The organism is Vibrio sp. R10-SG-ISO4, from assembly GCF_059834135.1.
Map to the genome: position 1 here is coordinate 298,091 of NZ_JCBDHJ010000017.1, position 12,880 is coordinate 310,970.

At 47.7% G+C, this 12,880-nt stretch carries 12 protein-coding genes; 5 read left to right on the top strand and 7 right to left on the bottom strand.

Features of this window, described 5'->3' with window-relative positions; genetic code table 11:
- Positions 1-61 precede the first annotated feature (61 nt).
- The 3 genes from AC6R03_RS12025 (at position 62) to AC6R03_RS12035 (ending at position 3,814) form a co-directional block, all read left to right on the top strand.
- Complete coding sequence (locus AC6R03_RS12025) at positions 62-1,324, top strand: hydroxymethylglutaryl-CoA reductase (RefSeq protein WP_500631327.1); 1,263 nt, start codon at positions 62-64, stop codon at positions 1,322-1,324.
- Between the two features lie 176 nt (positions 1,325-1,500).
- Positions 1,501-3,042 carry a glycerol-3-phosphate dehydrogenase gene (gene glpD / locus AC6R03_RS12030; protein WP_500631328.1) on the top strand — a complete coding sequence of 514 codons (1,542 nt, stop codon included), beginning with the start codon at positions 1,501-1,503 and terminating at the stop codon, positions 3,040-3,042.
- Between the two features lie 106 nt (positions 3,043-3,148).
- Entirely contained in the window at positions 3,149-3,814 is a 666-nt protein-coding gene (locus tag AC6R03_RS12035) for a PilZ domain-containing protein (protein ID WP_500631329.1), read from the top strand.
- A 54-nt stretch (positions 3,815-3,868) separates the two neighbouring features.
- Here AC6R03_RS12035 and luxQ read toward each other — a convergent pair whose 3' ends face one another.
- From luxQ to AC6R03_RS12065, 6 genes are all read right to left on the bottom strand, one after another.
- Complete coding sequence (luxQ, locus tag AC6R03_RS12040) at positions 3,869-6,415, bottom strand: quorum-sensing autoinducer 2 sensor kinase/phosphatase LuxQ (protein WP_500631330.1); 2,547 nt, start codon at positions 6,413-6,415, stop codon at positions 3,869-3,871.
- Positions 6,412-7,527 carry an autoinducer 2-binding periplasmic protein LuxP gene (locus AC6R03_RS12045; protein WP_500631331.1) on the bottom strand — a complete coding sequence of 372 codons (1,116 nt, stop codon included), beginning with the start codon at positions 7,525-7,527 and terminating at the stop codon, positions 6,412-6,414. The genes luxQ and AC6R03_RS12045 overlap by 4 nt, the downstream gene beginning before the upstream one ends.
- A gap of 129 nt (positions 7,528-7,656) precedes the next feature.
- On the bottom strand, positions 7,657-8,802 hold the full coding sequence (locus AC6R03_RS12050) for a conjugal transfer protein TraF (protein ID WP_500631332.1): 1,146 nt from the start codon (positions 8,800-8,802) through the stop codon (positions 7,657-7,659).
- Positions 8,803-8,882: 80 nt separating this feature from the next.
- Positions 8,883-9,188 carry a GIY-YIG nuclease family protein gene (locus AC6R03_RS12055; RefSeq protein ID WP_500631333.1) on the bottom strand — a complete coding sequence of 102 codons (306 nt, stop codon included), beginning with the start codon at positions 9,186-9,188 and terminating at the stop codon, positions 8,883-8,885.
- Positions 9,189-9,191: 3 nt separating this feature from the next.
- Positions 9,192-9,857, bottom strand: coding sequence for a YceH family protein (locus AC6R03_RS12060; RefSeq protein ID WP_500631334.1), 666 nt, complete (start codon positions 9,855-9,857; stop codon positions 9,192-9,194).
- A 53-nt stretch (positions 9,858-9,910) separates the two neighbouring features.
- Positions 9,911-10,132, bottom strand: a complete 222-nt coding sequence (locus tag AC6R03_RS12065) for a hypothetical protein (protein WP_500631335.1) — start codon at positions 10,130-10,132, stop codon at positions 9,911-9,913.
- 221 nt (positions 10,133-10,353) lie between these two features.
- Between AC6R03_RS12065 and AC6R03_RS12070 the strand changes: the two genes are divergently transcribed.
- Positions 10,354-10,668: a DUF496 family protein gene (locus AC6R03_RS12070; protein ID WP_500631336.1), complete on the top strand. Its 315-nt coding sequence runs from the start codon at positions 10,354-10,356 to the stop codon at positions 10,666-10,668.
- Positions 10,669-10,969: 301 nt separating this feature from the next.
- Positions 10,970-11,227 carry a YgjV family protein gene (locus tag AC6R03_RS12075; RefSeq protein WP_334551815.1) on the top strand — a complete coding sequence of 86 codons (258 nt, stop codon included), beginning with the start codon at positions 10,970-10,972 and terminating at the stop codon, positions 11,225-11,227.
- A gap of 51 nt (positions 11,228-11,278) precedes the next feature.
- Here AC6R03_RS12075 and glpK read toward each other — a convergent pair whose 3' ends face one another.
- Entirely contained in the window at positions 11,279-12,802 is a 1,524-nt protein-coding gene (glpK, locus tag AC6R03_RS12080; protein ID WP_500631337.1) for a glycerol kinase GlpK, read from the bottom strand.
- Positions 12,803-12,880 lie beyond the last annotated feature (78 nt).

Here is a 12,880-nt window from a genome sequence, read left to right on the forward strand (position 1 = left end):
ACCCCGTTAGAATGCCTAACACTTTTTGTACGTTTATCACTATTTTTGTACGTTTATCACTATGCCAAAAATGAATCACGCCGCCCCGAACACCTACACGCCTTTCCAGACGCAAGATGAGGAGTATGACTTAACCTCACAACTTGCGCCTCGAGAAGGAAAACCGTCACGCCGATTGACGCCGAGCCCTTACATCTCCGAGAAAGCGCTAAACCAACGGTGGAAAACACTCTCGGCGCTCACCGACCGCTCATTGTTGCTTGATGATCAGACTGAGCAAAACTGTGCCATTTTTGACCGTAATATCGAGCACTTCATCGGCACGGTAAAAGTCCCGGTAGGCATCGCCGGCCCGTTGCGGGTAAATGGCCTACACGCACAAGACGACTATTTGGTTCCACTGGCGACCACCGAAGCCGCTCTTGTCGCGTCATACAACCGGGGCGCTCAGTTGATCACTAAGGCGGGCGGGGCCAGCGCAATGCTGCTCAACGAAGGCGTTACACGCACGCCGGTGTTTGTGTTTGAAACGCTGGCTGAGGCGGGCCAGTTTGTCGCTTGGGTCACCACCCAATATGAACAGTTCAAACACATTGCCGAGACCACGACCTCTCACGGTAAGTTGCATGATATCAATGTCAATATTGAGGGGAACCACGTCTACTTGGTGTTTGAATACCACACGGGCGACGCGAGTGGGCAAAACATGGTGACTATCGCGACCAATGAGGTTTATCACCACATCCTCAAGACCACCCCCATAGCACCCAAAGAAGCGTTTCTCGACGGCAATTTGTCAGGGGATAAAAAAGCCAATAACTACACTCTACGCCATGTACGAGGCAAAAAAGTGACCGCAGAAGTCACGATAAAACGGGCACTGGTTGAACGCTACTTGCATACGACGCCAGAAAAAATGGCTCGCTTTGGACAAGTGACCACAACTGGTGCTGCGTTGTCTGGCAGTATTGGCGTCAACGCCCACTATGCGAATGCACTGGCGGCTTTGTATATCGCATGTGGTCAAGATGCAGCCTGCGTCGCTGAATCCGCCATCGGAATGACTCGAATGGAAGTCAACTCACAAGGCGACCTCTATGCTAGCGTCACACTGCCAAACTTGATGGTGGGTACCGTTGGCGGTGGGACTGGCCTGCCGAGCCAAAGAGCCTGCTTGGAAATTCTCGGGCTGTATGGTGCTGGCCACGCAAAAGCGCTCGCTGAAATGGCCGCCGCACTTTGCCTGGCGGGTGAGCTTTCCATTGTCGGCGCATTCTGTGCGGATCACTTCTCAAGAGCCCATCAAAAACTCGCCCGAAAATAAACGCCACGCATTGATGAAAAGTTTTAGGACCTCGGCTCAGCCGAGGTTTTTTTTCATTCGTTCGATAGTCTGATTGGATCATATTCAAACTTTTTTCATTTCATCTCTATTCGAACCTGTTTTTTCGTGATTAAATGAACATAATAATGAGCGAATGAGCATTTTGGAGAAAATTAATGGACGCAAGCTTGTTGACACACTCCCCCCATGAACCATTGGACGTTATCGTCATTGGTGGCGGAATCAATGGTGCGGGCATCGCCGCGGATGCAGCAGGCCGTGGGTTAAAGGTTGGGCTATATGAGGCTCAAGACTTTGCCGGTGCGACCTCTTCTGCGAGTTCAAAACTGATTCATGGCGGGCTGAGATATTTAGAGCATTACGAGTTTCGTTTAGTTTCGGAAGCGCTCGCCGAACGTGAAGTGTTGCTCAAGAAAGCCCCACACATCGCGTTCCCAATGCGCTTTCGCTTACCGCATCGACCATTTTTAAGGCCGGCTTGGATGATCCGAATTGGGCTGTTTCTTTACGACAACATTGGCAAAAGAACCACCCTACCCGCGAGCCAAAAGATCATGCTCGACAACCAGAACATTACCAAGGCCGACATAAAGACCGGTTTTGAGTATTCCGATTGCTGGGTGGATGATGCACGCTTGGTAATTGAGAATATTCTCCACGCGAAACAAAATGGTGCCGAAGTCAGCAACTATTGTGAAGTGACCTCAGCAGTCAGAGACAAGGGCTTATGGCGTGTCACTTTCTACGATAAACGCACCGGCGTTGCACACGAGCGTCTAAGTAAAACACTGGTTAATGCAGCAGGTCCTTGGGTGAGAGAATTTCTCACTCAGCAAGCGAACGTTACTTCGCCCTATGGCATCCGCCTGATTAAAGGGTCGCATATCATCGTGCCAAAACTTCACGATGAACCTCAAGCATATATTCTGCAAAACGAAGATAAACGCATCGTCTTCGTTATTCCATACATGGGGAAGTTTTCAATCATAGGGACCACTGATGTCGAGTATCAAGGAGATCCACGTAACGTCGCGATCTCCGATGAAGAGAAACATTACCTACTTGACGTAGTAAACCGACATTTTCGTCACCAACTTTCGATTCAAGACATCATTTCAGACTACAGCGGCGTAAGACCATTGTGTGACGATGAGTCCGACTCACCCCAAGCCATCACTCGTGATTACACGCTATCTATTGATGGGCGTAATGGCGATGCGCCTGTACTGTCCGTTTTTGGCGGGAAACTGACCACTTATCGAAAACTGGCTGAAGCGGCAATGGAGCAACTCAGTCAATATTTGGAGGTATTACCGGCTTGGACAGCAGAGACACCTTTACCGGGTGGTTTAGATTTTGATTGGAAAGATGCGAAGTCCGCACTGCAAACCAAGGCTCCCTATCTCGATTCATATACACTCAATCGTTGGTTAAGAGCCTATGGTTCGCGCGTCTTCTTACTTCTTGGTAATGCGCAAAAAGAGCAAGACTTGGGAATGAAGTTTGCGCCAGGTGTCTATCAACGAGAAATCGATTTTCTCATCACCACAGAGATGGGGTATGAAGCAGGCGATGTACTGACGCGCCGCTCAAAATTGCATTTATTGTGCACTCAAGAGCAAATTGACGCCATCAGTGACTATATTGCGATTTGTCATTGCAAACAGGACGCGCCTATTTATGAGGGCGCTGTGTAACAGCATCACAAATCGGTGTCATATTTTTCGTGATTGCGGCTTTATTATGTGTCAGGTTTCATTATAGTGATTAACAAGAAACCTGATACAGGGTTACATGATACCTATGACTCACACCCACGAAACGCTCGACGAACTGTACACACTGCTTAGACCAGGAGTGAAACTGTCTGTCACACTCAATTTTGGCCCCAACGATGAGTTTAGCTTTACATCGAGCTACATTGGCCATAAAGAATCTCAATTCTTCGTTTTAGATTTTCCTCAAAAGGCCGCCGAAGCGCTGATCATGCGAAAATTGACCAACACTGAAGTGATTGTTCGAGGAATCACCGCCAGTAAACTCGGCCATGTGGTTGCGTTTAAATCGTCTGTGATGTGCAAGCTGAATCAACCTTGCCACATGTTGTGCGTCCGTGAGCCTAGTCATTTCGCCACCAAAACCATCCGCGATCATGAACGGTTCTCTGTTCATATGCCTGTCGAGATACGCTCAAACAACGTCAGCTATCAGGCAACGATCGTCGATGTATCTGTTTCAGGCTGTGCGGTGTTTATTACTGGTGAAAACGAACTCTCCACCAGCAGCGCCATAGAGTTACACAATGACCTATCGAAAACCTTGCCTGAGCCGCCCAAATACTCCATTGTCAGTATCAACAAGGAAAAGTCGGGGCATAAATTAGGCATAAAATTTAGCCCTGAACTTGAGCTAACTGAAGAGTTAAAGACGTTGTTTCTAGAGCAAGCGCATTTGCATTCGAAGTTTTAAGGCCACCTCTTACATTCCGATCACGCCCTACCAAACGAAAATAGGCTGGCTCAACTAGGTATAGAAATGTTGTTTAAAGTAGTGGAACGCAACATTCAATGCCGACTCTTTAATCGGCTTGACGATGACGTAATTCGCCCCAGCTTGTTCAAAGGCTCTGCGCGTATCTTCCATTCCATCTGCGGTACAAGCAAAAACAGGCACGGTTAATTGGAGTTCACTGCGAATTCTTGCCGTCGTTTCGATGCCACCGAGGTTCGGCAGTTGGTTGTCCATTAATACCAAATCAAACACCTGAGCTTGCAACAACTCAAGGGCATTGTAGCCATCTTTTACCCACGTCACTTCCATGCCGTACTTTTCACAAAAGGCTTTGGCAATAAAGGCATTGGTATGGTTGTCTTCAACAAGCAATACTGAGAGCGCGCGATCGAACAAGGTTTTCGGATCAAATTGCAATCCACTTTGTGCTTGTTTTTCATCGGCAATTTTAGTGTGGATAGGCAGTTGAACAGAAAAGATCGTCCCCTCGCCCTTGATACTCTCAATATCCGCGGTACCATCGAGCATTTCCACTAAGCTATGTACGATAGCTAAACCTAAGCCACTGCCTCCGTATTCGCGAGTGGTCGTCGATTCAGCTTGGACGAACGGTTCAAAAATGTGTTTAAGCCGCTCACCGTCAATCCCAATTCCAGTATCTTCGACGACGATCTCGAGTAACTGCTCGTCTTCGTCACCCACTAGGTGAATACGCACCGTCACCTGCCCATCATGTGTAAACTTGACCGCATTACTGGCGAGATTAAACAGTATTTGATTCAAGCGAACTTGATCACTGTGCGCCCAAACTTGGTCAGAGAAATTGCTTTCCACAACAAAACCGATACCTTTTTCTTGGCATAGTGGTCTAAAAATATTGTCGACCGCACTGGTGAGCTCGCTCAGCTTAAAATCAATGCGTTCGATGTTAAATTTTCCACGCTCAATTTTGGAAAAATCCAAAATATCATCTAGCACCGCCAGCAAGTGCTCGCCACTATTACATAGCACATCGACTTTCTCGATATTGCTCGGCTCTTTGAGTTTATGTTTGAGTAACTGTGAAACCCCTAAAATACCGTTGAGTGGCGTGCGTAGTTCATGGCTCATTTTTGCTAGGAAATCGGCCCGCATACGCGCTGATTCAAGGGCCTCTTCTCGGGCACGCTTACTCTGCTCTTCGGCCTCAATCAGGCTGGTCACGTCTTGACCTTGAGCCATGATTTGTAGCTCTGTGTTATCAACATGAATGGGAGACAGATTCCACCGGTACGTCTTAGTGCCTATGTTGGTATTAATGCCGGTGAGCGTTGCGCCTTTAGCGCACATTCGAATGTGAGGGGTAAGACACTCAACCATGCTTGCTCCCCCTTCAGTGACGCGACTGCTCTCTCGAAACGCGCGCTCTGCAGAAGGATTCATACGAATCAACTCACCATTGACGTCCCAAAGCATGATTGGAGAGAGGGAGAAGTTGAACAAATCAGTGAACTGCTTCTCCTGTTGACGAATACGTTGAAACGAGCTTTGAAAGGCATGACCTATGTGGTCAAACTCTTTAATTGTGGATCCCGGAAAAGGCTCGAGTGTCATCGACTCGGATGTGCTTTCCGTGTAATCCATCAAAGTTTGCAGTTCGCTCGATAAGCGACGTCCAATCCAATAGCGTGTCGATACCGTAATCGTCACAATGAGTACAGCTATCACAACCATCCAGATGTAGCGTGTTTTCACAAACAACATGATGTGTTCATTGCTCTGGATGGTATAAACCGACAAATAAGTGGGCGATTCGTTGATGGTTAAATCGGTTTTTGACACCGTAAATTCACTGGCATTGAATGACTTTGAGGCAGCGGCAAGCCAATCTATATGGCGCAAATCGCTGTTTTTTGTACTCGATGCGATAATGTCTGAACCCACGACAAACATCAAATCATTGGCGTTACTTGCTTTAAGTATCGAGTTGACCCAGGAGAAGTTGTCATTCAACACTACAGCGATGTATGCGTGGCCAAACACTTCACCAGTATCTAAGTTAACAATGGCGGTGCGCCGAAGCAGGACATAACGCACGCCGAGTGGCGTCGGCAATTGTTCTAAACGCCAAGCACGACTTGCCACCGTCTCATCATGGAGGTGTTGGATCTGCGCTTGGGTGATACCATAAAATTGAAAATTGTAATCCGCCCAGACAACTTGATCACGCGAGGCGACAAATCGAAAATCCGGTGCAAGACTGGGGGTGCGTTGGTCAATGCCGTCAAAAATGCGGACGACGGCGTCGTCGTCTTTTCGCGCAACAGCCTCGAACAAACCATCGTTTAAGCTATAGCTGTCTTGCTGGATCTCAAGTGCACTCAAGCGGTAATTGAAATTTTCCTGAACAAGGCTCTGAGTTTGCTGCTTGGAACGCGCCACTTCTTGCTCAACCACCTGTTGATTCACTTGGTAGTTTTGCACCAGCATGACCATGGTTAAAAACACAATGGTCAAGAAAATTGAGTTAGTCAATAAGGTGGCAAGTTTGTGCTTGCTACGACTCACGGTTTTACTCATCGTTGATCTGAGTACCTAAATGCGCGCTGCTTTAGCGACCGCACACGCTCGGAATCGTCACCTGCTGTGACCAATTCAAAATCACCGGAGTATACTTGCGGAACCGGTTTACTCTCTAGATCCCATTTGATCGCTTCTGCCATCGCGATGCCAGTATCATCATTCATGCGCATTACAGTAAACGACAAATGAGCATCGGCAAGCGCATCTAATTCGGCGCTACCTCCACCCCAACCATTGATCAAGATATCCTCTCGTCCTTGCTCTTTAAGCGCATCTGATGCGCCAAGTGCCACATCGGTTGAACATGCATACATAAACTCAATCGAAGGATCGCGTTCTAAAGCCAGTTTTGCCGCTTCGTAGCCTGACTCACGCGTCGCTTGAGTGTAAAACGATGAAGACAACACATAATTGTCATGGTGACTCATCGCCTCGATAAAGGTATCACCTCGCGCATCACTGACGTAACCTTCAGAAAAATAGAGCACTGAGTAACGGCTTTGCTTGTCCGTGACTTCTTTATAGCGTTGCTCTAAAACCTCCGTACCTTTGACATGGTCAAATCCGATGTACAAAAAAGGTTGCTGATCGGCCCAAGCCCGAACTGGTGTGGTGATATTCTGCAATATGAGTTTAGTGTCGGTCGAACTCAATACGTGTTCAATAAACTTTCGGTGTCGAGTGGTATCAAGGGTAAAGATTAAATAGTCAGTTTTACTTTGTACTGCTTCGAGTAATGACAAACTCTGCTGACGAACATCCGCATTCGGTCGGGTAAATACCTGATTGATTTCGTAACGAATGCCCAGCCTATCTAAGCGCATTTCAAAAGCTTTGATGTTACGCACCCAATAATCGGACACTTGTTGACCAGGATAGATAACAGAAATAGAAATCGGTTTCTCTTGCTTAGCCGCTAGTGGAACCGGCGCGTTTCGCACTGCCTCCCCAAGAGATTCGGTTAGCACTCGCTGTGTTGGAAATTCGTTCAAGTATTGATCATATTGCCAATACCCATCCAGTACCTGCGTGGCCTGCGCTGTGGTAACCACAGAAAACAGCACCAATCCTGCACCAAGCTTTTTTATTAGGTTATTGTTTTTTCTCATTATACTCTAGCCAACTGTTGCCAAATACGCCGTTTAACGAGCTTTTGTACAGTAACAGGCTTTTGTCGCCACGTTAACCTCAAAGACTGATCAAACAAGCGTTTGTTTGATCAGTCTTAACAGTATATTTTAGAAGGTAAATGCCAAATTTGCTGACGCGCCAAATTGGTTGTCGCCCGCGTAACTGCCAGCAAAGTCAAGACTGACTAAATCACCGGGGCTAATACCCAAGCCAACCGTCACTGAATCGTCTAACGTCTCTTCTAAATCAACTTGGTAACCTAAGCGCAGTTGTGCCCAGCCAAATGCATTGCCTTCAATACCGAAGCGTACAAACTGGGTATCATCCTCTACACCTAGAGCAGATACCTCGAAGCGCTCTTGTTTGGTAAGATCAACATCCAATGCCGCAACAAAATAGTCTGATACGTAAGAACCCGAAGCGGTGACCTGAGTATTAAAAGCGTATTTATCGAGCCCATCTAAAGTTTCGATATCTTTGCTAAACAGATCCTTTGCTGCTATGCCTAAACGAAAGTTTTGATAGAACCAGACAAAGCCGAGGTCCATATTGAAGTGACTCTGCTTGTTTTCACTTTGATCGTAGTCACTAATATCGAAATCTTCGACGGAAATCGTCTCTTTATAGGTTCTCAACTCTTGGTATTTCGGCGTGACACCTATGGCAATGTCTTGACCACCAAGCGTGATGCGCTTTGCAAGAGCCACACCCACCTCTGTGTAACCAAAGGCCCACAAATTAACAGTTGAGTTCTCATAACGGGCCTGAGTGTCTGAATCGTCAGCAATGTTGGTTTTGCCTATTACATCCGCGTAACCGCGCACAAAGACATTTGCTGACAGGGTGTTGATGGGAAACGCAACTGCAGCGCCTGCGCCACCATTCACACCTAATGGTTTATCATCCGCCAATTGATCCAAGTAGGCGTTGAGCTGATCCTCTGTTGCAGGATCTGGATTATTCGGGTCAAAGCGGTCTATCGTGTCTTGCAAATCGTCAATCACTTTGAGCGATTCGTCTCCATCTCGAACGTTTGCCCCAATCGATGGAAGCAATAAACCAAAGTCGTCATTTTCACGATGAACGGCCACTAAAGCAGGGTTATAAAACGCTCCGAGCAGGTAGTCAGCGCTCGTGACGCCTGTGTTGCCCATACCGTTGCCGCGAGCGTCCGCGACAAACGTCGCACTGTTCGCTGGTAACGAAAGTACTGTTAACATTGCCACTGATGAAATTTTCGTTGTTAGTCTCATATCCATATCAACCTTTAGTATGATTTCATCTCTAAGGTTAATACAAAATATTGCAAACCATAAGGTAAATCTTTTATTTATCAAGCATCAATCGCCTGAGCGAATAACAAGTGACCAGATACGATTGCTTCCTTCTTGCTTTTGCTCAGTTTCTTTAACCGCGCTTCCACCTTGCTGGCGTGACTGCGCGAGTCCGCGACATAGCTCCACCAGGCAAGGGTTAGCTGTCCTTTTCCTTTCAGCGCCTTGGCGCCTCTTCCGCCGCAATGCTCGGAGAATCGCCGCTCGACGTCTGTGGTTATCCCACAATACAGTGAGTTTGAGCGGGTACGGACAAAATAGACGTACCACGCCGAGCACGGAGCTTCCTTATCGCTTGTTTCCATCTGTTATGACGTCAATAACGCAAGTTGTTCTTTCAGATCCTCAAGGGAGGCTTTGAGCTCTGCGACTTCGTGCTCTAATTGCTCGATGCGTTGCAGTGCGTCAGAATCGCCGGCTGCCGGCGCCAAAACAGGGCTTTGATGAATAACGTCGATATCGACAGCGCCACTGAATAGATGCTGATAACGAGATTCACGTTTGCCAGGCTCACGAGGGAGCTTAACCACAAGAGGCCCCTCCTCACGCGACGCCATGCTGTCGAGCAGCGCTTCTACTTCTTTCACATCTGCAAACTCAGCCAGTCGATTGGTACGAGAGCGAAGTTCACCTGGCGTTTGCGCACCGCGGAGCAATAGGCAGCACACCAGTCCCTTTTCTTGATCGGTTAATTTCAAATCACCAAATTCAGTGTTGCAAAAACGGTGTTGGAATTTATTCGCTCGACTATTAAAGCTACTTTCATCGCTGACCAAACGGCGGGCAATCAAGCTATCGACCGCATCACGCACTTCTGAGTCGCTAAGCGCCATAACAGGCTCACGGTTACTTTTCTGATTACAGGCCGCTGTCAAGCTATTGAGTGTCAGTGGATAATAGTCCGGTGTCGTGACTTCTTTTTCGATGAGACAACCGATCACTCGGGCTTCTAAAGGGGTCAGTTCTATATTCATGTTAGATCCTTAACGTGGCTCTTGATGTCGCACTTTGAACGCAATGTCATGCGCTAGTGCTCACCAATGAGTGGGATTCTTTTGATATTACCATTGTTGTCCATCATCACTATCTTGCTACGGTTGAGTTCGACTTCTGTGATCTCTTGACGCGTACGTTCAGAGCGATACGCGTTGGCCACTTTCTCTGTCTTCGGTGACGCCTCAACAGCAGTAGTAATGTCGTCTTCAACAACGGAAGCGAGGTTAAATAAAATAGACGAGTGACGTAGCATTGATTGACACATAGTGAATGTTGAAAACAATCCAGTTTGAAGAGGTTCCCTGATAATAGCCTGAACTTTCCTATGGGCTCAATCACTGCGTTGCTCTTGCCCAGAGTGACCGGCGATAAAAGCGTCAACATGCTGTAATGATTGATCTAAAGACTATTCACCTGCGACATGATGTGATTTAATCGTGTCAGTCTTTATGAGAATTAGGAAAGGAACCTACTATGAGTGGTGTATTTGAAATCGTAGCTCAGGCTCGTCGTAAAAATAAACTCAAGCGTGAACTTCTAGACAACGAAAAGAAAGTTCGTGATAACCAGAAGCGTGTCGATTTGCTCGATAACCTACTGGATTACATCAAGCCAACCATGACCACCGAAGAGATCACGCAAATCATCAAAAACATGAAAGCGGATTACGAAGATCGCGTCGATGACCACATCATCAAAAGTGCTGAAATTTCAAAAGAACGCCGTGAAATCAGCCGCCGTATTCGCGAGCTCACCGAAGAAGATAAAGTGGCACAAGGGAAGAAATAACCCTCAGCGTCATTTTACTGCTTATCGAGCCCGCATCACCTGCGGGCTTTTTTACGTCTCAACGTCTTTGCAGCTCAACACAAATCGTTATTTTCCTTTGTCTCTTGACGTAAAACGTTTGCGTAATCGCTAACCTTCTCCGTTACGCAAATTGAGGGTTTCGTCACACATTTCACCCTGCTATAGTCCACCACAGTTAATCAACTGACCATTCGAGGCACGGAGCTTCCTCACTTATCTCATGACGAGAAGAATTGGGTCGGGCACAGACACTGCCTAGATACATTATGAGGGTCAAATTATGGACATGAATATGGTTGAAATTTTGGGTTACGCGGCGTCTATCATGGTCGCTATCTCACTTACCATGAAAGATATCGTTAAGCTTCGCATTTTAAACTTCGTTGGTTGTGGCTTATTCACCGCTTACGGCTTGATGATTGATGCGTGGCCAGTAGTGGTCACCAACGGCTTCATCGCTTGTGTGAACGTCTACTTCCTTGCCAAAATGCAAAGCGAAAAAAAAAGCAGCGCTGAAAAAGTGACGAGCGCCGCTTAATTTTGATTTAATTAGACAGACGCCCTCGCTCACTGTAGCGAGGGCGCTCTTTTATTCGTCGTCGTCCTCTTCATGCAATGCAGCCCACGCCTGCGCAGCACTGACAGCGCGCTTCCACCCTTTGTATCGACGTTGGCGTTTCTCTTCATCATGATGCGGCGTAAACTGGCGATCGATTTCTGCTTTGTTACTCAACTCATCCAAGCTGTCCCAAAAACCGACTTCTAGCCCGGCAAGATACGCTGCCCCAAGCGCAGTGACTTCGGTGACCTTGGGCCTCATCACGTCGACATCCAGCACATCGGCTTGGAATTGCATCAGGAAGTTATTCGCCACTGCGCCGCCATCAACGCGCAACGCTTCGAGTTTGATACCAGAATCATTTTGCATCGCGTCAATCACATCACGGGTTTGATAAGCAATGCCTTCCAACGTCGCACGGATAATGTGATTCGCGCTGGTCCCACGCGTTAGCCCAACAATGGTGCCTCGCGCATACGCATCCCAATACGGTGCGCCCAAACCGGTGAACGCTGGCACGACATACACCCCATTTGAGGTCGCCACTTTGGTTGCGAAATATTCAGAATCTTTCGCATCAGAGAGCAGCTTAAGCTCATCTCTCAGCCACTGAATCGATGCGCCACCCATAAATACCGCACCTTCTAGCGCATAACTGGGTTCTCCCCTCGGGCCGCAAGCGAGCGTCGTCAGCAATCCATTGTGCGAGGTCACTTTTTCATTTCCGGTATTCATCAACAAGAAGCAGCCCGTGCCGTAAGTATTTTTCGCTTGGCCGGCACTCACACACATCTGGCCAAACAGCGCAGCTTGCTGGTCGCCTGCGATCCCAGCAATCGGAATTCTCGTACCGCCTTTGCCGCCGATGTTCGTTTGACCAAACAACGCTGACGAATTTTTCACTTCCGGCATCATGGAACGCGGAATGTCCAATTCGTCGAGCATGCGCTGATCCCACTCTAGGGTGTTGATGTTAAACAACAAGGTACGTGAGGCGTTGGTATAGTCGGTTGCATGCACTCGACCCTGTGTCATTTTCCACACGAGCCAGGTATCCACCGTACCAAACAGCAGTTTTCCCTGTTGCGCCAGTTGACGTGCGCCTTCGACGTTGTCGAGAATCCATTTCACCTTAGTGCCCGAGAAGTAAGGGTCAAGCAAAAGCCCTGTGGTATCACGAATGTAATCCGACAATCCACGCTTTTGTAACTGCTCACAAATCTTCGCGGTGCGACGACACTGCCAAACAATCGCGTTATAAATCGGTTTCCCCGTCTCTTTGTTCCAGACAATAGTGGTTTCACGCTGGTTAGTGATACCGATCGCCGCCACCTGGTCGCTGCGAATACCGCTTTTGGTCAGCGCTTCAATCAATGTTGAGCTTTGCGTGGCATAGATCTCCATCGGGTCGTGCTCTACCCAGCCTCCATGCGGGTAAATCTGAGTGAATTCACGTTGGGAGACACTGACAATATTGGCATCGTGGTCGAGTACCACCGTTCTTGAGCTCGTCGTGCCTTGATCGAGAGCGACGATGTACTTTTGCTCCGTCATAGTAGGGTCCTTTACTTTCTTTTTGTCTTATGAGGTCATTGTGCACAAAGCAAGAACACAGAAAAGCATCGACCGCCA

What these genes read in the sequence shown, in the direction of transcription:
- AC6R03_RS12025 (WP_500631327.1), top strand. Translation starts at nt 62, where the DNA reads ATGCCAAAAATGAATCACGCCGCCCCGAACACCTACACGCCTTTCCAG.
- glpD (WP_500631328.1), top strand. Translation starts at nt 1,501, where the DNA reads ATGGACGCAAGCTTGTTGACACACTCCCCCCATGAACCATTGGACGTT.
- AC6R03_RS12035 (WP_500631329.1), top strand. Translation starts at nt 3,149, where the DNA reads ATGACTCACACCCACGAAACGCTCGACGAACTGTACACACTGCTTAGA.
- luxQ (WP_500631330.1), bottom strand. Translation starts at nt 6,415, where the DNA reads ATGAGTAAAACCGTGAGTCGTAGCAAGCACAAACTTGCCACCTTATTG.
- AC6R03_RS12045 (WP_500631331.1), bottom strand. Translation starts at nt 7,527, where the DNA reads ATGAGAAAAAACAATAACCTAATAAAAAAGCTTGGTGCAGGATTGGTG.
- AC6R03_RS12050 (WP_500631332.1), bottom strand. Translation starts at nt 8,802, where the DNA reads ATGAGACTAACAACGAAAATTTCATCAGTGGCAATGTTAACAGTACTT.
- AC6R03_RS12055 (WP_500631333.1), bottom strand. Translation starts at nt 9,188, where the DNA reads ATGGAAACAAGCGATAAGGAAGCTCCGTGCTCGGCGTGGTACGTCTAT.
- AC6R03_RS12060 (WP_500631334.1), bottom strand. Translation starts at nt 9,857, where the DNA reads ATGAATATAGAACTGACCCCTTTAGAAGCCCGAGTGATCGGTTGTCTC.
- AC6R03_RS12065 (WP_500631335.1), bottom strand. Translation starts at nt 10,132, where the DNA reads ATGCTACGTCACTCGTCTATTTTATTTAACCTCGCTTCCGTTGTTGAA.
- AC6R03_RS12070 (WP_500631336.1), top strand. Translation starts at nt 10,354, where the DNA reads ATGAGTGGTGTATTTGAAATCGTAGCTCAGGCTCGTCGTAAAAATAAA.
- AC6R03_RS12075 (WP_334551815.1), top strand. Translation starts at nt 10,970, where the DNA reads ATGGACATGAATATGGTTGAAATTTTGGGTTACGCGGCGTCTATCATG.
- glpK (WP_500631337.1), bottom strand. Translation starts at nt 12,802, where the DNA reads ATGACGGAGCAAAAGTACATCGTCGCTCTCGATCAAGGCACGACGAGC.